Source organism: Skermanella aerolata KACC 11604, from assembly GCF_000936425.1.
In the GTDB taxonomy this organism is placed as follows: Bacteria; Pseudomonadota; Alphaproteobacteria; order Azospirillales; family Azospirillaceae; genus Skermanella; species Skermanella aerolata.
This window is the reverse complement of record NZ_AVFK01000018.1, coordinates 96,554-117,055: the sequence shown is the minus strand read 5'-3', so window position 1 is coordinate 117,055 and position 20,502 is coordinate 96,554. Positions and strand designations below refer to the sequence as shown.

Genomic DNA, 20,502 nt, shown 5'->3' with positions numbered 1-20,502 from the left:
CGGACTTGGTTTCCCGGGCAGGGCCTGCCGACCGGGGCTTCATGACCGGGGCGGTCCGCCCCCGATGAACGACTTAAGGAGTCTGTGATGTCCGATAAGGTGCCGTTGCAGATCGACGTCGATACTCTCAAGTCCATGCAACAGTCCGGCGCCGAGTTAGCCTTGCTGGATGTGCGGGAGCCGTGGGAGTTCGATCTGTGCGCCATTGAAGGGAGCAGCAGCATTCCTCTGGCAACGCTGCCCCAGCGGGCGGCGGAGCTGCCGAAGGACCGCCAGATCGTCGTGATCTGCCATCATGGCGGACGGAGCGCGCAGGCGACCGCGTGGCTCCGCCACAACGGCTACGACAAGGCGACCAACCTGATGGGCGGTGTCGATGCCTGGGCTCGACGTATCGATCCGACGATGAAGGTGTATTGATGGCACGTAAATCACGGCTGTCCGGCCGGGCATGGAGCGCGTCGCTCGGCGGTGTCCTCCTGCTCGCCCTGTCAGGCCAGCCGGCCGGGGCGCAAAGCCTGGAAGAGGCCCTGGCGAACGCTTACGTCAGCAACCCCACGATCGAGTCGCAGCGCGCGCAGTTGCGCGCGACCGACGAACTGGTGCCGCAGGCGCTCTCCGGCTACCGGCCGACGGTGGAGGCCGGCGCCGATGCCGGCTACTCCCGTTCCCGCACCCGGGCGGGGTCGCGGGACGTGAACTCCAATCTCGCGCAGCGCGGCGTCGATCTCAGCGTCGTCCAGCCGCTCTACTCCGGCGGTCGCACCCAGGCGGGAACCAAGCGCGCTGAAGCCCTGGTCGAGGCACAGCGCGCCGATCTGCTCTCGACCGAACAGTCGGTCCTGCTCGACGGCGCCACGGCCTATCTGGACGTCGTCCGCGATCAGGCCGTCGTCGACCTGAACGTCAACAACGAACAGGTCCTGCGCCGCCAGCTCGACGCCTCGCGCGACCGATTCAACGTCGGCGAGATCACCCGCACCGACGTCAGCCAGGCGGAATCGCGCCTTGCCCGCGCCCTGTCGGACCGCATCCAGGCGGAAGGCCAGCTCAGCAGCAGCCGGGCGATTTACGCCCGCGTGATCGGAGCACCTCCCGGCCGCCTGTCGGCGCCGCGCCTCGTTTTCGACCTGCCGTCCTCGCGGGAAGAAACCGTCGCCCTGGCGGAAAGCAACAACCCGACCGTCATCGCGGCCGAGTATTCGGAATCCGCGGCGCGCAACGCCGTCGACGCCGTCCGGGGCGAGATGCTGCCGTCAGCCAACCTGCGCGGCACGCTGTCGCGTGTCTATGAACCAAGCTCCCAGGCCGACCGGCAGGACGGCGCCTCGGTAACGGCCTCGGTGACGATCCCGCTGTATCAAGCCGGTTCCGTCGAGTCGCGCGTCCGTGAAGCCCGCCAGACCGCCGGCCAGCGGCGTATCCAGATCGAGGAATCGCGCCGGCAGGTGGTCGAGAACGCGATTCGCGCCTGGGAAGGCCTGACGACCGCCCGCGCCACCATCGAATCGCGGCAGTCGCAGGTCCGCGCTTCCGAAATCGCCCTCGAGGGCGTGCGCCAGGAAGCGCTGGTTGGGTCGCGGACCACGCTGGACACCCTGGACAGCGAGCAGGAACTGCTGGACGCCCGCGTCCAGCTCGTCCAGGCACAGCGCAACGAAATGGTCGCCGCCTTCTCGGTTCTCTCGGCGACCGGCCAGCTTTCGGCCCGGCAACTCGGCCTGAAGGTACCGTTCTACGACCACACGAAGCATTACAACCAGGTGCGCGGCAAGTGGTGGGGCACCGACATCAATGAATGACAATACGGCTCCGGGTCGGCCGGCTCAACGACTTGGTAGTAATTTAACCTGTGGTGCCATAGGCTCCGGGTTCCCGATCAGGCCCCTGGGGTTGCGCTGATGAGTGATACGAAGTCCCAGCAAGAACCGTCGATGGAGGAAATCCTTGCCTCCATCCGGCGGATCATATCCGAAGACACCGAGCCTGCCGAGCCGAGCAAGCCTGAACCCGCACCGGCGCCCGCGGCGCCGCCGCCTGTTTCAGCCTTCGCACCGCCGCCGCCGGCTCCGGAGCCGATGGATGAGGACGTGCTGGAACTCACCCAGATGGTCCAGGACGACGGGTCGGTCATCGATGTGGAGGACCCGCCGGAAGACGATCCCTGGACGCGCGCCATGGACCCCGATCCCGAGCCGGAGGATGAGCCCGAGCCTCCGCTGTCGCTGGAAACCCTGGACGACCTGTTCGACAAGCCGGTGTCCCGGCCGCAGCCGATGCCGTTCAACCGGTACGACGACGACGACCTCGTGTCGGCGCCGACCGCCGCCGCAACCAGCGCCGCTTTCGCGCAGCTTGCCAGCACCATGGGCGGCAACCGCCTTTCCGGCGGCATGCATGCCTATGGCGGCGGACCGACGGTCGAGGACATCCTGAAGGACCTGCTTCGCCCCTTGCTGCGGGATTGGCTCGACCAGAACCTGCCGCCGATGGTGGAGCGCATGGTCCAGCGCGAAATCGAGAAGATGGTACGCCGCGCCCAGGGCGGCTGACGGACGTTCCAGCCACCGGCCCCGGGCGCGGGTATGAGTTGATCGGGGCGGGCCATGCTGAATGCAAGGCCCGCCATATCGTCGTTTATTCCGGCATTTTACGAAATCCGGACCAGTGAGAGGTTCAGCGATGCTGGACAAGACCTACAGCCCGGCGCAAGTCGAAGCGAAGCACTACGAAGCGTGGGAAAAATCCGGCGCCTTCGCCGCCGATGCGGACAGCAACGCGCAGCCCTACACCATCATGATGCCGCCGCCCAACGTCACGGGCAGCCTGCACATGGGCCACGCGCTGACTTTCACGCTTCAGGACATCCTGATCCGCTACCACCGGATGCGCGGAGACGACGCGCTCTGGCAGCCCGGTACCGACCATGCCGGCATCGCGACCCAGATGGTGGTGGAGCGGCAGCTGGCCGCCGACGGCAAGACCCGCCACGACCTGGGCCGTGCCGGCTTCATCGATCGCGTCTGGCAGTGGAAGGCCGAATCGGGCGGCACGATCACCCGCCAGCTCCGCCGGCTCGGCGCCTCGCCGGACTGGGACCGCGAGCGCTTCACGATGGACGAGGGACTGTCCAAGGCGGTCGCCAAGGTCTTCGTGACGCTGCACAAGCAGAACCTGATCTACCGCGACAAGCGGCTGGTCAACTGGGACCCCAAGCTCCACACCGCCATTTCCGACCTTGAGGTCGAATCGCGGGAGGTCAAGGGGCATCTCTGGCACTTCAAGTACCCGCTGGAGAACCGGCCGGACCAGTTCATCACGGTGGCGACGACGCGGCCCGAAACGATGCTCGGCGACACCGCCATCGCCGTCCATCCGGAAGACGAGCGCTACAAGGACCTGATTGGCAGCTTCGCCGTCCTGCCCCTGGTCGGCCGCCGCATCCCGATCGTCGGCGACGAGTACGCCGACCCGGAAACCGGCAGCGGCGCCGTCAAGATCACCCCGGCCCATGACTTCAACGACTTCGAGGTCGGCCGGCGCAACAAGCTGGAGATGATCAACGTCCTCGACCGGGACGCCAAGATCATCGACGACGCGATGATCCCGGAAGCCTATCGCGGCCTGGACCGTTACGAGGCGCGCAAGCGCATCGTAGCCGACCTGGAAGAGCAGGGGCTGGTCGAGAAGATCGAGCCGCATACCCACATGCTGCCGCACGGCGACCGGTCCGGCATGGTGATCGAGCCCTGGCTGACCGACCAGTGGTATTGCGATGCCGTGTCGCTCGCCCAGCCCGCCATCAAGGCGGTCGAGGAGGGCAGGACCGTCTTCGTGCCGAAGCAGTGGGAAAACACCTATTTCGAATGGATGCGCAACATCCAGCCCTGGTGCATCAGCCGCCAGATCTGGTGGGGCCATCAGATTCCCGCATGGTACGGCCCCGATGGCGCCGTCTTCGTGGAAGAGACTGAAGATGAAGCCAAGGCGGCGGCGGAAGCCCACTACGGCGCACCGACCGACCTCACCCGCGATTCGGACGTGCTCGACACCTGGTTCTCGTCGGCGCTCTGGCCGTTTTCGACGCTCGGCTGGCCCGACCGGACCAAGGAACTTGAGCGCTACTATCCCGGCGACGTGCTGGTCACCGGCTTCGACATCATCTTCTTCTGGGTCGCCCGGATGATGATGATGGGCTTGCACTTCATGGGCGACGTGCCGTTCCGCCACGTCTACATCCATGCCCTCGTCCGCGACGAACGCGGCCAGAAGATGTCGAAGTCCAAGGGCAACGTCATCGATCCGCTCGAACTGATCGACGAATACGGCTGCGACGCGCTTCGCTTCACCCTCGCGGCCATGGCCGCCCAGGGCCGCGACATCAAGCTGGCCGTCGGCCGGGTCGAAGGCAACAGGAACTTCGCGACCAAGCTTTGGAACGCCGCGCGCTATTGTCAGATGAACGAATGCGCGGCGCAGCCGGGCTTCGACCCGGCATCGGTCAAGCTGACGGTCAACCGCTGGATCGTCGGCGAGGTCGCCAAGACGGCCGCTCGTGCGGCGGAAGCCATCGAGGCGTACCGCTTCAACGACGCGGCCAATGCCCTGTACCAGTTCACCTGGAACACCTTCTGCGACTGGTATCTGGAATTCACCAAGCCGATCCTCAACGGTGACGACGCCGAAGCCAAGGCGGAGACACGCGCCACCACCGGCTGGGTCCTCGACGAGATCCTTCAGCTCTTGCATCCCTTCATGCCCTTCATCACCGAAGAGCTTTGGGAAGAGCTCGGCACCGGCCGGGAACACGGCCTGATCCGCGCTTCATGGCCGCAGTTCGGCTCCGACATCGCCGACGCTTCGGCGGAGGCCGAAATGGACTGGGTGGTCCGCCTGATCTCCACGGTGCGCGGAGTCCGCTCCGAAATGAACGTCCCGGCAGGCGCCCAGATCCCGCTGCTGCTGAAGGATGCTTCGCCCGGAACGGTGCAACGGCTCGATACCTACCGCGACATCATCCTACGGATGGCCCGCCTGTCCTCCGCCGACACGACTTCCGATGCGGCTCCCAAGGGCTCCATCCAGGCTGTGCTGGACGAAGCGACCGTCGTGCTTCCCTTGGCCGGCGTCATCGACGTCGATCAGGAGAAGGCCCGCCTATCGAAGGAGATCGACAAGCACACCGCCGAGATCGCCAAGATCGACCAGAAGCTCGGCAACGCCAACTTCGTCTCCCGCGCACCCGCGGAAGTGATCGAGGAACAGCGCGACCGCCGCGCCACCGCCGAAGCCGCCAAGCAGAAGCTGGCCGAAGCCCTGGCACGGCTGAGCGCCGCCTGACCCTCTTCCGCATCCGCGATTCTGATCTGTGTGGACGGTGTTTGTTAGGCCACGGCCCAACCTACGGGCTTCTGCTTCGTAGGTTGGGCCGTGGCCGAACACGTGCCGACCGCCGGTCAAGCTTTTCAGCTCCTAGCCTCAATAAAAACGGTGACACTTTCATCCAGCATCAGTATTTTCGGTGACAGTGTGCATTAAAAATCACGAATCCAATTGGCTTGACCTGCGATCGGCCGTCGAGTGTCAGCAGTGATGTCGGGCTGAAGAGGCCCGACCTACAAAGGCACATATTCCCTTCCATGGACAATGGACACTCCGGCCATTGTCCATCGTCCATGAGCACGCTCGCGTAGGTCGGGCCTCTGCAGCCGGACATCTAACGTTCCAGTCCAATCGACACCCTCTTCAGGATTGACCCAGCAGCCGAAAAAGGATAATAATCCTTTCATCAACGTCCCGGAAAGCGCCGCCATGCCCCAGTCTGCTGAAGCTTCAGCCGAATCCCCTTGTCACGTCCACCTCCCGCGCCGGCAAGAAGCTTTTGCAAGGCACGTGGCCGCCGGCCGCAGCCTGACCGAAGCGGCGCGGCTGGCGGGCTATGCCTGGGACAGCGCGCGCCAGACAGGATCGCGCCTGATGAAGGAGCCGCACATCGCGGCACGGGCGGCCCATCTTGCCCTTGCCCGCGAAGATCAGCGGCAAGACGAACTGGACGAACTGGTGGCGGTCCTCAAGCGCGTCATGATCGACAGCATGGGACGGCAGAACGACTTCGCCGCCCTTCGCGCCATCGCCATGATCGCCCGCCTGCGCGGCCTTGTGCCGACTGCTGCCAAGCGATCCAGCGGCCTCGAAACGGCAATGGAGGAAATGCGGCTGCAAGAGCCCAGGGCCGGCGAAGCGGAAGAGGAAGCCGGGCAGGCGGCCGAACAAGGCGAAGGCGTCACCGCGCAGGCTCCTGTCCCGGACGCCGAATCGGATACGGTTTTCGAACCGCCGATGCCTCCGGAAGCGCCATCGCCAGTCGATGCCTCGCCAGCGCCCGAACTGACGCATCCCCGCTCCACGGACCGGTCCGTTCAGCGTGCCGCCGCCCTTGAAGCCAACCGCGCCGCCGTCAGGCGGCGGATCTTCTGTTGCGAACACCTGTTGACCCTTCACCCGGAGCTATCCGGCCGAATAGATGACCCGAGCGACGCTCTGGCCTATTTCGACGAGAACGACCGGTTGCTGCCAAAGGACCTCTGGCCGTCAGCCAGAGTTCCACCCTCCCTCCAGGCCGGCGGCGAGGGGCCGGCCCGCAGTGATGACGTTTGATGACATCCGCGTCCTGTTACAGGGGGTGCTGCGCCCCGGGATCCATGCGGCAGCCGCTTCCCTCCCATCCGGACCGCAAACCGGACTGGGCTTTGCCGGAACACGGCGCTATGTTTCGACGCAAGAAATGCAGCCCCACGGGGACCTGAAAGCAACAAGAGGGAGTCGGCCATGCCCTACGGCGACAAGAAAACAACCACCTGGGACAAGTCCAATCTGCCGAGCCGGCATGTCTCCGTTGGACCGGAGCGGGCACCGCACCGCTCCTATTACTACGCCATGGGAATGACCGAGGAGGAGATCGCGCAGCCGTTCATCGGTGTCGCGACCTGCTGGAACGAGGCGGCCCCCTGCAACATCTCGCTCAACCGCCAGGCCCAGGCCGTCAAGATCGGCGTCAAGGCGGAGGCCGGCACCCCGCGCGAGTTCACCACCATCACCGTCACCGACGGCATCGCCATGGGCCATGCCGGCATGAAGTCGTCTCTGGTCAGCCGTGAGATCATCGCGGATTCGGTCGAAGTGACGATGCGCGGACACTGCTACGACGGTCTGGTCGGGCTGGCCGGCTGCGACAAGTCGCTGCCCGGCATGATGATGGCGATGGTCCGGCTCAACGTCCCCAGCGTCTTCATGTATGGCGGTTCGATCCTGCCGGGCCGCTACAAGGGCAAGGACGTCACGGTCCAGGACGTGTTCGAGGCGGTCGGTGCCCACAGCGCCGGCAAGATGAGCAACGAGGACCTGCACGAACTGGAATGCGTCGCCTGTCCGTCCGCCGGCTCCTGCGGCGGCCAGTTCACCGCCAACACGATGGCCTGCGTCTCCGAAGCGATGGGTCTGGCTCTCCCCGGCTCCGCCGGCGCTCCGGCTCCCTATGAGAGCCGCGATGCCTATGCCGAGGCGTCAGGCCGCGCCGTCATGGAGCTGATCCGGCGCAACATCCGCCCTCGCGACATCGTAACCCGCAAGGCGCTGGAAAACGCCTGCGTCGTCGTGGCTGCCTCCGGCGGTTCGACCAACGCCGGCCTGCACCTGCCCGCCATCGCGCATGAATGCGGGATCGAATTCGACCTGCACGATGTCGCCGAAGTGTTCAAGCGCACTCCCTATATCGCCGACCTCAAGCCGGGCGGACGCTACGTCGCCAAGGACCTGTTCGAGATCGGCGGCGTCCCGGTCCTGATGAAAGCCCTGCTCGACGGCGGCTACCTCCACGGCGACTGCATGACGGTCACCGGCAAGACGATCGCCGAGAACCTCGCCGACGTCGTGTTCCCGACCGACCAGGACGTGATCCGCCCGACCAGCGACCCGATCACCCCGACCGGCGGCGTTGTCGGACTGCGCGGCAACCTCGCTCCGGGCGGCGCCATCGTCAAGGTGGCCGGCATGAAGAAGCTCCAGTTCTCCGGTCCGGCCCGCGTGTTCGACTGCGAGGAGGACGCCTTCGCCGCCGTCGAGCGCCGCGACTACAAGGAAGGCGAAGTGATCGTCATCCGCTACGAAGGACCGCGCGGCGGTCCCGGCATGCGCGAGATGCTGTCCACCACCTCGGCCATCTACGGCCAGGGCATGGGCGACAAGGTGGCATTGATCACCGACGGCCGGTTCTCCGGTGCCACTCGCGGTTTCTGCATCGGCCATGTCGGTCCGGAAGCGGCGGTCGGGGGTCCGATCGGCCTGCTGAAGGACGGCGACATCATCACGATCGATGCCGACGCCGGCACCATCTCGGTCGGACTGTCGGACGACGAACTGGCCGAACGCCGCAAGGCCTGGACCGCCCGCCGTCACGACTTCCAGTCCGGCGCTCTCTGGAAATACGCCCAGACCGTCGGCGATGCGGAGAGGGGGGCGGTTACCCATCCCGGCGGGGCGGCGGAAACCCACTGCTACGCCGACATCTGATCGTATCGGTGCGCCCGCCCCACTCCAGCTTGAACAGGTCAGGCGCCCCGCATCATGATCTTCGTCCTGTCGAAGCTGGGGTGGGCGCTCGTCCGCCCCGGCAACCTGCTTGCCCTGATGCTGATCCTGGGGCTGATGTTCCAGGCCACGCGCCGCCCGCCTTTCCAGCGCCTGGGAAAAAAGCTGGTCATGGCTTCCGTGCTGCTAGTGGCGGCCCTGACCCTGCTACCGGTCGGACAGATGACGCTCCGCCCCCTGGAGGACCGTTTTCCCCAGCCTGAACTGCCCGGCCGGATCGACGGCATCGTCCTGCTCGGCGGCTCCGTCAATACCGAGATGTCGGCGGACCGGGGACAGCCCGTCCTCAACAGCGCTGGCGAAAGGATCACGGAGTTCGTCGCTCTGGCGCGCCGCTATCCGGAAGCCAAGCTGATCTTCACCGGCGGATCCGGCTACGTCTTCGCCGGCGACCTGCGCGAGGCGGACGTGATCCGGACCGTACTGGATGGCTTGGGGTTCGACACGTCGCGCATCGTCTTCGAGCGCGAGTCGCGCAATACCTATGAGAACGCGCTCTTCAGCCGCCCGCTGGCCGACCCGGCCCCGGGTGAGACCTGGCTTCTGATCACGTCGGCCGCCCATATGCCGCGTTCGGTCGGCATCTTCCGCCACGCCGAATGGCCCGTCACCGCCTATCCTGTGGATTACCGGACGGCGGGTTCGCTGACCTGGAGTCCCGATCTGCTCTACGGTCTGGATGCCCTCAACGAAAGCCTGCGGGAATGGGTCGGGTTGGCGGCCTACCGGCTGATGGACCGCACGGACTCATGGTTTCCCGGACCTGTACGAAACGATTAACCATTTTTGTTGGAGGTTATGAGTATATGAGGTAGTTTCGCTCCGCCTTTAGAGGGAAGTCAGGATGGCCGGTAAAGCTATGGCCAAGGATTCAGTCGCCGGCCGGTCGGGTGCGGGCAGGATGGCAAGGGGTCTGCTGATCGCCGTGGCCCTTCTGGCGCTCTCCGGGTGTGCTGAAACCAAGCAAGGGCAGAAGTCGGCCGTCCAGGGTCAGGCGCGTGCAGTCGGCGGCTTTAAGATCGGGGAACCGTATCAGGTCAAGGGCGTCTGGTACTATCCCAAGGAAGACTTCGGCTATGACGAGACTGGTCTTGCCTCCTGGTACGGTCCGGGCTTCCATGCCGAAACCACGGCCAACGGCGAGACCTTCGACCAGAACGAGCTGACCGGCGCCCACAAGACCCTGCCGTTGCCCAGCCTCGTCCGGGTGACCAACCTGGAGAACGGCCGCTCGATCATCGTCCGGATCAACGACCGCGGTCCCTTCGTTCCGGGCCGGATCGTCGATCTGTCCCGCCGAAGCGCGCAGTTGCTGGGTTTCGAAGGGCAGGGCAGCGCCAAGGTGAGGGTCGCGATCCTGCCGGAGGAAAGCCGCGCCATAGCCGCGGCGGCCCGTGCCGGTCAGGCGGGCGTCAGCGTCGCCGACATTTCGCCCGACGGCGCGCCCAAGCCGGTTGCGGCGCCCCGCGCCGCGGTCCAGATCGAGGGTGCGTCGCCGGTGGCGCGGCAGGTCGCGGAGCGGCCGGCGTTCGATCCGTCGCAGACCGTGGCGGGCGCCACCGTCGACGGAAGGTTCCTGCCGGCCGCCGTCGTCGCCGACACTCCGGTCAGGTCGAACGGCAGGTTGTACGTGCAGGCCGGGGCCTTCACGGTGTATGACAATGCCAACAGGCTGCGTGCCCGCTTGTCGGACCTCGGCACTACCCGGATCGATCCGACCATAGTCGGCAATACACAGTATTTCCGGGTTCGAATCGGTCCGCTTTCGAGCGTCGAGGCTGCCGACTCGATCCTCAATCAGGTCATCGAAGCCGGCAACAACGGTGCCCGCGTCATCGTGGACTGAACCGGATCCGCGTCAGAATCAGGAAACAGAGGGTAGCAAAAACAGATGTCCGTCGCCCATCCGCGCAAATCGATCGCCTGGATCGCCGGGATCATGATCTCCTGCATCGCGTCCGCCACGTCGGCCGCGTCGCTCGACACCATCGCGAAACAGGCTGTTCTGATCGATATGTCGACCGGCACCACCCTGTTCGAGAAGAACGCCCATCAACGCATGGCGACATCGTCGATGAGCAAGATCATGACGATGTACATGGTCTTCGAGCGGATCAAGGCGGGCCGGCTGTCGCTGGACGACACCATGCCGGTCAGCGAGCGTGCCTGGCGTATGCAGGGCTCCAAGATGTTCACGGAGCTCAACGCGCAGATCAAGGTGGAAGACCTGATCAAGGGCGTGATCATCCAGTCCGGCAACGACGCCTCGGTCGTCCTCGCCGAGGGGCTGTCGGGCTCGGAGGAGCGGTTCGCGGAGGAAATGACCAAGCGTGCCCGCGAGCTTGGCATGGCGGACAGCAACTTCAAGAACGCGACCGGCTGGCCGGACGACAACCACTACTCGACCTGCTACGATCTGGCTTTGCTGGCGGAGCACCTGATCAAGGAATATCCCGAGTTCTACCACTACTACTCCCAGACCGAGTTCACCTATCACGGCATCAAGCAGGGCAACCGCAACCCACTGCTCTACCGCAACATGAACGTCGACGGGATGAAGACCGGCCATACCGAAACCGCCGGCTATGGCCTCACGGCTTCGGCCGAGCGCAACGGCCGCCGCCTGATCCTGGTGGTCAACGGCCTGCCGAGCATGCAGGCCCGCGCAGACGAGTCCGCCCGCATCATCGAGTGGGGCTTCCGCGAGTTCGAATCCTACGCACTCTTCAAAAAAGGTGAGCCGGTCGAGCAGGCCGCCGTCTGGATGGGCGCCGCCGGCACGGTCCCGCTGGTGGTCGAGGACGACCTTCGCGTCACGATGAACCGAGACGAACGCAAGAACCTCAAGGTTTCGGTCGTGCTGGAGGAGCCGGTGCCGGCGCCTGTCGCCAAGGGCACCAGGCTCGGCAAGGTCGTCATGGAAGCGCCGGGCTTCAGCAAGCGCGAAGTGCCGCTGGTCGCGGGGCAGGACGTCGAGCGGCTCGGCTTCATCGGCCGCATCGGCGCCGCCGCCATGCATCTCGTTTCAGGCTCGGGTAGCTGACCGGTGACGCGCGGACGCTTCATAACCTTCGAAGGCGGCGAAGGCGCCGGCAAGAGTACCCAGGTACGCTTGCTGGCCGCAGCCTTGGCCGGGCAGGGGCGGGACGTGCTCGCCACCCGCGAGCCGGGGGGCGCCACAGGTGCCGAGGAGATCCGCAAGCTTCTGGTTTCCGGCGATCCCGGCCGCTGGGATGGGGTAACCGAAGCGCTGCTCCACTTCGCGGCCCGGCGCGACCATCTGGCGCGGACGGTCTGGCCGGCGCTGGACGCCGGCCGCTGGGTCGTATCCGACCGCTTCGCCGACAGCACTATGGCCTATCAGGGCTACGGCCACGGCCTCGGCCGCGAACCGATCGAACGCCTCTACGAAGTCGCCGTCGGCGGTTTCGCTCCGGACCTGACCCTGATCCTCGACATCCCGCCGGAAGCCGGCGTCACCCGTGCCCATGCCCGGCACGACGGCGAGGACCGCTACGAACGGATGGACCTGTCTTTCCATCGACGCCTGCGCGACGGCTTCCTGGAGATAGCCGGTCGTGAGCCGCAGCGCTGCGTCGTCATCGATGCGTCCGGCAGCGTCGACGAGGTCCATGCCACCATCCTGAAAGCCGTCGCCGACCGCCTGCTCGCATGAATGCTGAATTCCCCGATCCGCGCCATAACCCGGACCTGCTCGCCCATCACGCCGCCGAACAGGTGCTGCTGGACGCCTGGAACTCCGGCCGATTGCCGCATGCCTGGCTGATCGGCGGCATTCCCGGCATCGGCAAGGCGACCCTTGCCTTCCGCTTCGCCCGCTTCGTCCTGGCCAACGGCATCGAGCAGACCGGCGGCCTGTTCGGCGATCCGCCGCCCGCCGAGAGCCTCTACGTCGCCCCGACGCATCCGGTTTTCACGCGGATAGCATCCAACGGGCATGCCGACCTGCTGACCATCGAACGGCCGTTCGATGACAAGAAAGGCCGGCTGAAGACCGACATTCCGGTCGATCAGGTGCGCCGGATAGCGCCGTTCCTTCACCTGACCGCAGCCGAAGGCGGCTGGCGGGTGGTTATCGTGGACGGCGCCGACCGGCTCAATACCAGCGGTCAGAACGCAATCCTGAAGATCCTGGAAGAACCGCCGGCGCGCACCGTACTTCTCGTCGTGACTGAGAATCCCGGCGGGTTGCTCCCGACGATCCGGTCGCGCTGCCGCAAGCTGCTGCTGCCGCCTCTACCCGAGGATGTCGTAAGCGATCTGCTGGGACGGCATCATCCCGATCTGCCGGACGCCGACCGGGCGGCGCTGGCGCGTCTCGCCGAAGGCAGCATCGGCCGCGCACTAGACCTTGCCTCCGCGGGTGGGCTGACGCTGTACCGCGACCTGATGGGTTTGCTCGGCACCCTGCCCAAGCTCGATCTGGTGGCGGCGCATGGGCTTGGCGACAAGCTGGCGCGCAAGGGTTCCGATACCGCATACTACGCGGTGACGGATCTGCTGGTATGGTGGCTCGCCCGCTTCGCACGCTCGCTCGCTCGCGAAGCGCTGCCGCCCGAAGTGGTACCCGGCGAGGCAGCCCTGATGTCCCGGCTTGCCGGGGATCGCGGCCTTGATCGGTGGGTTGAGGTGTGGGAAAAGGTCAACCGCCTTTTCGCACGGGCCGAAAGCGCCAATCTCGATCGAAAACAGGTCATTCTGAATGCCTTGCAGACGGTGGAGGCTGCCGCCTCCGCCTGATGCGGAGCGGTACTATATATAGCCGTACAATATAAAAGACGACACGCCGCGCAGGAGAGCCGAATGGCCGGGTCAAAGCCCTATTACATCACGACGCCGATTTACTACGTCAACGACGTACCCCATATCGGCCACGCTTACACGACCTTGGCGTGCGATGTCCTGGCCCGCTTCATGCGCCTCGACGGCTACGACGTGAAGTTCCTGACCGGCACCGACGAGCACGGCCAGAAGGTCGAGAAATCGGCCAAGCTGGCCGGCATCGACCCGCAGACCTTCACCGACCGGGTTTCGCAGAACTTCCGCGACCTGGCGGCCGCGATGAACTACTCCAACGACGATTTCATCCGCACGACCGAACCGCGCCATATCGAGGCGTGCCAGGCGCTGTGGCGCAAGCTGGCCGACAAGGGGGAGATCTATCTCGGCTCCTATGCCGGCTGGTACGCCGTCCGCGACGAGGCTTTCTATGGCGAGGACGAGCTGACCACGACTCCGAGCGGTAAGAAGCTGGCGCCAACCGGTGCCGAGTGCGAATGGGTCGAGGAGCCCAGCTACTTCTTCCGCCTCTCGGCGTGGCAGGACCGGCTGATCAAGTTCTACGAGGACAACCCGGATTTCATCCTGCCGCCGGGCAAGCGCAACGAAGTCATGGCCTTCGTCAAGTCGGGCCTGCGCGACCTGTCGGTCAGCCGCACGACCTTCGACTGGGGCGTGCCGGTTCCGGGCGACGAGCAGCACATCATGTATGTCTGGCTCGACGCGCTGACCAACTACATCACCGCCGTCGGATATCCCAACACGGCGCCCGACAGCGACTACGGCAAGTACTGGCCGGCCGACCTGCACATGGTCGGCAAGGACATCCTGCGCTTCCACGCCGTCTACTGGCCGGCCTTCCTGATGGCGGCCGACCTGGAGCCGCCGAAGCGCGTGTTCGCCCATGGCTGGTGGACCATCGAAGGCCAGAAGATGTCGAAGTCGCTGGGCAACGTGGTGGCTCCGGATGCTCTGGTCTCGACCTACGGTCTCGACCCGACCCGCTACTTCCTGCTGCGGGAAGTACCGTTCGGCAACGACGGCGACTTCTCCAGGCGCGCCATGGTCAACCGCCTGAACGGCGACCTTGCCAACGACTACGGGAACCTTGTCCAGCGCGTGCTGTCGATGATCCAGAAGAACTGTGGCGCCAGCGTGCCTCAGCATGGCGAGTTCAGCGATGCCGACGGCAAGCTGCTGGGAGCCTCTGCGGCGCTGCTTGAAACCGTTCGACGGGAGTTGTCGGTGCAGGCTTTCCATAAGGCGATCGAGGCGCTCTGGGCCGTCATCGGCGACGCCAACCGTTACGTCGACGAGCAGGCCCCCTGGGCTCTGCGCAAGACCGATCCGGCCCGCATGGGAACGGTGCTGTATGTGCTGGCCGAGACGATCCGCCGGCTTGCCATCCTGACCCAGCCGCTGATGCCCGATGCGTCGGCCAAGATCCTGGATCAGCTCGCCGTGCCGCAGGACGAACGCGGCTTCGACCGTCTGGCCGAGGGACAGGCGCTCGCGTCCGGCACGCCCCTGCCGCCGCCGCAGGGCGTGTTCCCCCGGTTCGTCGAGGAAGCGGGAAACTGAGTGCGATGCTGATCGACAGTCACTGCCATCTGGATTTTCCGGACTTCGCCGAGGAACGGGACGAGATCGTGGCGCGGGCGAAGCGGGCAGGGGTCGGCCGGATGGTCACGATCTCCACCCGCATCAGCCGGTTCGACCAGATTCGCGAAATCGCCGAAGCCTACGAGGAAGTCTACTGCACCGTCGGCGTCCATCCGCACCAGGCGGCGGAGGAGCAGTCCGTTACCTCGGTCGGAAAGCTTGTCGAACTCTCGACTCATCCGAAGGTTGTGGGCATCGGTGAAACCGGGCTGGACTACTTCTACGACAACAGCCCGCGCGACATCCAGGAAGCGGGTTTTCGAATCCACGCCCAGGCCTGCCGGGAAACCGACCTGCCGATCATCGTCCATACCCGCGACGCGGATTCGGACACCGCCAGAATCCTTAAGGAGGAAGGGGCAGGGCAGGGCTTGCGCGGAGTCCTGCACTGCTTCAGCTCCGGCCGGGAACTGGCGGAGCAGGCCCTGGAGTTCGGCTTCTACATATCCCTGTCCGGCATCGTAACTTTCCGGAAGTCCGAGGAACTGCGCGACATCGTACGTTCGGTTCCACTGGACCGGATCCTGGTCGAAACGGACGCGCCCTTCCTCGCACCGATGCCGAAACGTGGCAAGCGCAACGAACCGGCCTTCGTCGCTCATACGGCCGCCGTGGTCGCGGAGGTCAAGGGCATCCCGGTCGAGGAACTGGCGGCTCGGACGACGGAAAACTTCTTCCGGCTCTTCAACCGGATGCCGGCACCGACGTCATGAGGATCACGGTTCTCGGCTCCGGCGGTTCCGCCGGCGTTCCGCTGATCGGCGGCGACTGGGGAGCCTGCGATCCCGCGAATCCAAAGAACCGGCGCAGACGTCCGTCGATTCTGGTCGAGGATCGCGGCGTCCGAGTCCTGGTGGATAGCGGCCCCGATGTCCGCGAGCAGTTGATCGCGGCAGGAGTCACTTGGCTGAGCGCAGTCGTCTACACCCACTCCCATGCCGACCATACCCATGGAATGGACGACCTGCGCGGCATCAACATTGCCATGGGCAGGCCGCTGGACGCCTATGCCGACCGCGGCACCCTCGACGACCTGATGCATAGGTTCGGCTACTGCTTCACGCCGATCAAGCCGGGCGCATTCTTCTATAAACCGATGCTGACGATCCACGAGATCGACGGTCCGTTCAGCATCGGGGGGATGGAGATCCTGCCGTTCGAACAGGACCACGGCTGGATGAAGTCCCTCGGCTTCCGGTTCGGAGATTTCGCCTATTCGACCGATGTCGTCAGGCTGGACGAAGCCGCATTCGGCGCGCTGGAAGGGGTCGATACCTGGATCGTCGACTGCGCCAGGATCGCGCCGCCGCATCCCGTCCACGCACATCTGGAAACCACTTTAGAATGGATCAAGCGGGTCAGGCCGCGCCGGGCTTACCTGACCCACATGAACCAGACCATGGACTACGACAACGTCATGCGGCTGTTGCCGCCGGGGGTCGAGCCGGCCTATGACGGGCTGGTCATCGAGATGGCTGGAACCGCTGCTCCATAGCTTGGCGAACCCGGACAGCCTCGCTGTCGTTCGGGATCTCGATGTCCGACCACGTCACGGCTTGTCCTGCCGGAACGTCGTTTCGCAACTTTACTTTGTGAGCAAGCCCGATCGGCAGGATGCCCATCTTTAGGCTCTGGTCGGCGGAGACCAGCTTGCCCCAGACCGTATAGCCACCCTCGCCATCCAGCATCTCTCCGGCCTTCAACTGCCGCTTGGCGACGGACGCCACATCGCCCCGGAAGCTGCGCGTTTGACCCGTCGGTTCGTGTCGCAAAGCCGCGGAAAGCACCGAAATACCAAGCTCGAGCCCGATCAGGTGATACGGCTTATACATCGCTGCATAGACGCCGCTATCGTCGGTCTTCAGCCCGTACTGCTTGAAACAAGCCTTGGCATAATCGTTTGGCGCCTTGAGAACGACATAGACGCCCCAGCGGAGGTCTCGAAAAACCGGTCGTCCATCCCGTTCCAGCGACGAGACGACCTCGACCATTCCCTCGCGTTCCAGAACACCGCCCACCGACTTCGGACGCAGGATATGGGGAAGATCATCGACGCCGCAGGGAGGAAACAGCAATCCGTCGGATGGAACGTCCAACTCGCAGGCATTGGCGATAGCCGCCATCTCGATCGCCGACTTGGTGCCGTCAAGGAAGGAGTTGAACATCTGGGCGTTCATTCCGCCCTGTCGAGCTTCCTCGTCGGTCAACCCATAGTGGCCCCAGACGTCGTCGGGAGTGACGGTATGAAAGAGCGGCAGGTACTTGGTGCCTTTGCCGGCAGCGACTACCTGGAAGCCGCACGACCGCGCCCAATCGACCATCTCGGACGTCAAGGCCGGCTGGTCGCCGTATGCCATCGAATAGACGACGCCTTTGGATCGGGCTTCCTCTGCCAGCAGAGGTCCCGCCAATACATCGGCTTCGACATTTACCATGACGATATGCTTGCCGGCGGCGATCGCCGCCTTGGCATGGGCGATACCGGCCGCCGGCGACCCGGTCGATTCTATGACGACCTCGACCTCCGGATGACCGCAGGCTTCGGCACCGGAGGTGACGAACTCAGTCCGCTCGATCCGGCCCTCGTCCCAACCAACCTGTCGGCAGGCATTTCGCGCCCGCTCGGGATCGAGATCGGCGATCACGGCGACTTCCAGGCCGGCAGTCGTCGGAACCTGCGACAGGAACATGGAACCAAACTTGCCGGCGCCGATCAGGGCGACCTTTACCGGTCGCCCCGCAGCCAGACGCTCCTTGAGGAGTTGGTGGAGGTTCATGATCTACTCCGCCGCCAGCCGGTGCGACCGCGCATAGTCGAGCAGCGCATCGTCCGGAACGGTCTGGATCGGCGCGAAGTCCTGATGCGCGATCCATTCTGGTCGTGTTGGCTTGCGGATGTAGTTCGACACCGAGTTGAGCGTCAGATAAACGATCTTGCGAGGGTAGGGGGTTATGTTACCTGCCGAGCCATGGACCAGATTGCCGTGGAACATCAGTACCGAGCCCGGCTTGCCGGTCGGCGCCACGATGCCGCCTTCATCGACCAGACGGCTGACGGTATCATGCTCCAAGGTCCAGAGCGGGTACGACGTCGTCTGCTTATCGTGACCCGCAGCCAGCGTGCCGTGCTTGTGGCTCCTGGGGATCAGCATCAGCGGCCCGTTGATCGGCATGACCTCGTCAATGAACACCGAGATGTTCATGGCCCGGGGGTCCGGCATGCCGTCGTCCCTGGCCCATGTTCCATAATCCTGGTGCCACTGCCAGACCTCGCCGTCGAACGCGGCCTTGGCGTTGATCTTGTACTGATGCATGTAAAGCTGTTCTCCGAAGAACTGCTCTACAGGCTCGATCAGGCGTGGGTGAGCCCCCAGGATCCGGAATGCTTCGTTATAGGTGTGGGCGGCGAAGGCGGTACGAGGCGCACCGCTTTTCTCGCGCCAGACTTCCTTCCGGTCGGAATGATAGATACCCTCGGCTTCGGTCCGAAGAACTTCGACTTCCTCGGGAGAAAAACACTCCGGCAAGAAAATGTAGCCTTCTTCTTCGAACTTCGCGAGCTGTTCTGCTGTCAGTTTCATTGTCGTCCCCTCCGTAAATTGGGTCTATCTTTGGCGACCCTTGTTTTCAGATTCTTGGAGTTCTCAAGCCGCCTCATTGCTGATCAGGGCCGCGAGGCGCTTCGCCGTTTCCGAGCCGGCCCGGCTGGTATGATCATGAGCCGCCAATTCGGCACGCTGCGCATTGCCGGCCAGGATGAAGCGGACGATGGCCGCATGTTCATGCCAGACCAGAAGACGCTCATCCGGGTTGTCGAGAACCACACCCATTGACCGCTTGAGGTGCGGCCACTGGGCCGCAACCGTTTCTTCGATCGCGGAATTTCCCGACAGGCGGTAGATGGTCGTATGGAAGTCGACATCCGCCTGGATGAAAACTGCCGCCGGACGGTCCGGTTTCAGCGACGCTCCGTTTTCCAGCGATTCTTCGAGTTGACGCCGCAGGGACGCATTCGCAGAACCGGCTGCGCAACGTTGCGCTGCGAGACGGGCGGCGAGGGCGTCCAGGGATGTCCGGACCTGATACAGATCCACGATCCTGCCGGCATCCAACGGTGCGACGGTCAGACCGCGTTTGCCGCTTTCGGTCAAGAGGCCCTGATGCTTGAGGAGTTGAAGCGCATGACTTACCGGTTGCCGCGACACGCCCAGCCATTCGGCAAGTTCTTCCTGGCGGATACGGCTGCCGGGAAGCAGGCTTCCGTCGGCAATCGATTCCACAAGCTGCTGGTAGACCTGATCGATGAGAACCGGCTGGGTGGCTATGGGCATCATGACGAAACGTCTCGGTCAAGGTTAGTGAATTCGGAATTCCGAATTCACTAACCCTGAGGCAAAAAGACAGTCCGGTCAAGCCTCATGTCGTTATATCTCACTGATAATTTCCATAATATAAATTATAGCTTTGATATTGTAGCTTGGGGTTTGCAGCCGCTTCCATGTCCGCTAAGGTCGTTGTCTCCCATCCGCTGCGGCAAGATCATCCCCTATGTCCGGAAATATAGATCGACTTATCGAGGTCATGGCCCGCCTTCGCGATCCTGATGGCGGCTGCCCCTGGGACTTGGAGCAGACCTTCCACACGATAGCGCCGCACACGATCGAGGAAGCTTATGAAGTCGCCGATGCGATCGAAAGCGGCGACATGGCCGCCCTTAAGGACGAATTGGGCGATCTGCTGTTCCAGGTCGTCTACTACGCCCAGATGGCACGGGAGTCTGGTGAATTCGACTTCGATGCCATAGCGGGTGCGATCTCCGACAAGATGATCCGGCGACATCCTCATGTCTTCGGCGATGTGAAAGTGGATAGCGCCGACGAGATGGTCCTGCGCTGGGAAGACCAGAAAGCGGTGGAACGCGAGGCCAAGGCAGCCGTCGAAGGCGGAAAGCCTCCAAGCGTTCTTGACGGCATCACCGGCGGCCTCCCTGCCCTCACCCGAGCTATAAAGTTGCAGAAACGTGCTGCTCGGGTCGGCTTCGACTGGGCAGCAACCCCGGACATCCTCGACAAGATCGAGGAGGAAATCGGTGAACTTCGTGCTGAACTTCAGGTTTCCGATAAGGCACGCCTCCAGGATGAATTGGGCGACGTGCTGTTCGCGGTGACCAACCTGGCCCGCCGGCTGGACATCGATCCGGAAACCGCTCTGCGCGGTACGAACGCCAAGTTCGACCGCCGGTTCCGCCGGATCGAAGCGCTGCTGGCGGATGACGGCCGGACGCCCGACCAGTCGAACCTGGATGAGATGGAAACCCTGTGGCAGCGAGCCAAGCGTGAGGAAACCGCGCTCGGCGCGACCGAGACCCGGGTTGAAGAGAAGAAGGAGTGAGAC

At 64.3% G+C, this 20,502-nt stretch carries 18 protein-coding genes; 15 read left to right on the top strand and 3 right to left on the bottom strand.

Annotated features, from left to right (window positions below):
- Nucleotides 1-87 precede the first annotated feature (87 nt).
- From N826_RS21190 to N826_RS21125, 14 genes are all read left to right on the top strand, one after another.
- Nucleotides 88-420, top strand: a complete 333-nt coding sequence (locus tag N826_RS21190; RefSeq protein WP_044432090.1) for a rhodanese-like domain-containing protein — start codon at nt 88-90, stop codon at nt 418-420.
- A complete protein-coding gene (locus N826_RS21185; protein ID WP_044432089.1) occupies nt 420-1,802 on the top strand; it encodes a TolC family outer membrane protein in 1,383 nt (460 codons plus the stop codon). Before N826_RS21190 ends, N826_RS21185 begins: the two co-directional genes overlap by 1 nt.
- 99 nt (nt 1,803-1,901) lie before the next feature.
- Nucleotides 1,902-2,552 (top strand): DUF2497 domain-containing protein, encoded by a 651-nt coding sequence (locus N826_RS21180; RefSeq protein WP_044432088.1) that lies wholly within the window; start codon nt 1,902-1,904, stop codon nt 2,550-2,552.
- Nucleotides 2,553-2,682: 130 nt separating this feature from the next.
- Nucleotides 2,683-5,340 (top strand): valine--tRNA ligase, encoded by a 2,658-nt coding sequence (locus N826_RS21175; RefSeq protein ID WP_044432087.1) that lies wholly within the window; start codon nt 2,683-2,685, stop codon nt 5,338-5,340.
- 471 nt (nt 5,341-5,811) lie between these two features.
- Nucleotides 5,812-6,657 carry a terminase small subunit gene (locus N826_RS21170; protein ID WP_084720977.1) on the top strand — a complete coding sequence of 282 codons (846 nt, stop codon included), beginning with the start codon at nt 5,812-5,814 and terminating at the stop codon, nt 6,655-6,657.
- A gap of 171 nt (nt 6,658-6,828) precedes the next feature.
- The gene (gene ilvD / locus N826_RS21165) at nt 6,829-8,568 is read left to right on the top strand and encodes a dihydroxy-acid dehydratase (protein WP_044432085.1); all 1,740 of its coding nucleotides are present in this window, start codon (nt 6,829-6,831) and stop codon (nt 8,566-8,568) included.
- A gap of 54 nt (nt 8,569-8,622) precedes the next feature.
- Complete coding sequence (locus N826_RS21160; protein WP_044432084.1) at nt 8,623-9,426, top strand: YdcF family protein; 804 nt, start codon at nt 8,623-8,625, stop codon at nt 9,424-9,426.
- Between the two features lie 64 nt (nt 9,427-9,490).
- On the top strand, nt 9,491-10,492 hold the full coding sequence (locus N826_RS21155; protein ID WP_244619648.1) for a septal ring lytic transglycosylase RlpA family protein: 1,002 nt from the start codon (nt 9,491-9,493) through the stop codon (nt 10,490-10,492).
- 45 nt (nt 10,493-10,537) lie between these two features.
- Nucleotides 10,538-11,689 (top strand): D-alanyl-D-alanine carboxypeptidase family protein, encoded by a 1,152-nt coding sequence (locus tag N826_RS21150; protein WP_044432082.1) that lies wholly within the window; start codon nt 10,538-10,540, stop codon nt 11,687-11,689.
- 3 nt (nt 11,690-11,692) lie between these two features.
- Entirely contained in the window at nt 11,693-12,322 is a 630-nt protein-coding gene (gene tmk, locus N826_RS21145; RefSeq protein ID WP_044432081.1) for a dTMP kinase, read from the top strand.
- On the top strand, nt 12,319-13,407 hold the full coding sequence (locus N826_RS21140; protein ID WP_044432080.1) for a DNA polymerase III subunit delta': 1,089 nt from the start codon (nt 12,319-12,321) through the stop codon (nt 13,405-13,407). The genes tmk and N826_RS21140 overlap by 4 nt, the downstream gene beginning before the upstream one ends.
- 63 nt (nt 13,408-13,470) lie before the next feature.
- A complete protein-coding gene (gene metG / locus N826_RS21135) occupies nt 13,471-15,027 on the top strand; it encodes a methionine--tRNA ligase (RefSeq protein ID WP_044432079.1) in 1,557 nt (518 codons plus the stop codon).
- 5 nt (nt 15,028-15,032) lie between these two features.
- Complete coding sequence (locus N826_RS21130; protein WP_044432078.1) at nt 15,033-15,821, top strand: TatD family hydrolase; 789 nt, start codon at nt 15,033-15,035, stop codon at nt 15,819-15,821.
- Entirely contained in the window at nt 15,818-16,603 is a 786-nt protein-coding gene (locus tag N826_RS21125; RefSeq protein WP_044432077.1) for an MBL fold metallo-hydrolase, read from the top strand. Before N826_RS21130 ends, N826_RS21125 begins: the two co-directional genes overlap by 4 nt.
- Here the strand turns inward: N826_RS21125 and N826_RS21120 are convergent.
- From N826_RS21120 to N826_RS21110, 3 genes are all read right to left on the bottom strand, one after another.
- Nucleotides 16,572-17,885, bottom strand: coding sequence for an NAD(P)H-dependent oxidoreductase (locus N826_RS21120; protein ID WP_044432076.1), 1,314 nt, complete (start codon nt 17,883-17,885; stop codon nt 16,572-16,574). The two genes, N826_RS21125 and N826_RS21120, sit on opposite strands and share 32 nt — an antisense overlap.
- A gap of 3 nt (nt 17,886-17,888) precedes the next feature.
- Nucleotides 17,889-18,689 (bottom strand): phytanoyl-CoA dioxygenase family protein, encoded by an 801-nt coding sequence (locus N826_RS21115; protein WP_044432075.1) that lies wholly within the window; start codon nt 18,687-18,689, stop codon nt 17,889-17,891.
- A 63-nt stretch (nt 18,690-18,752) separates the two neighbouring features.
- On the bottom strand, nt 18,753-19,442 hold the full coding sequence (locus tag N826_RS21110) for a GntR family transcriptional regulator (RefSeq protein WP_044432074.1): 690 nt from the start codon (nt 19,440-19,442) through the stop codon (nt 18,753-18,755).
- A 214-nt stretch (nt 19,443-19,656) separates the two neighbouring features.
- Here N826_RS21110 and mazG point away from each other — a divergent pair, with 214 nt between their 5' ends.
- Nucleotides 19,657-20,499 carry a nucleoside triphosphate pyrophosphohydrolase gene (mazG, locus tag N826_RS21105; protein WP_044432073.1) on the top strand — a complete coding sequence of 281 codons (843 nt, stop codon included), beginning with the start codon at nt 19,657-19,659 and terminating at the stop codon, nt 20,497-20,499.
- Nucleotides 20,500-20,502 lie beyond the last annotated feature (3 nt).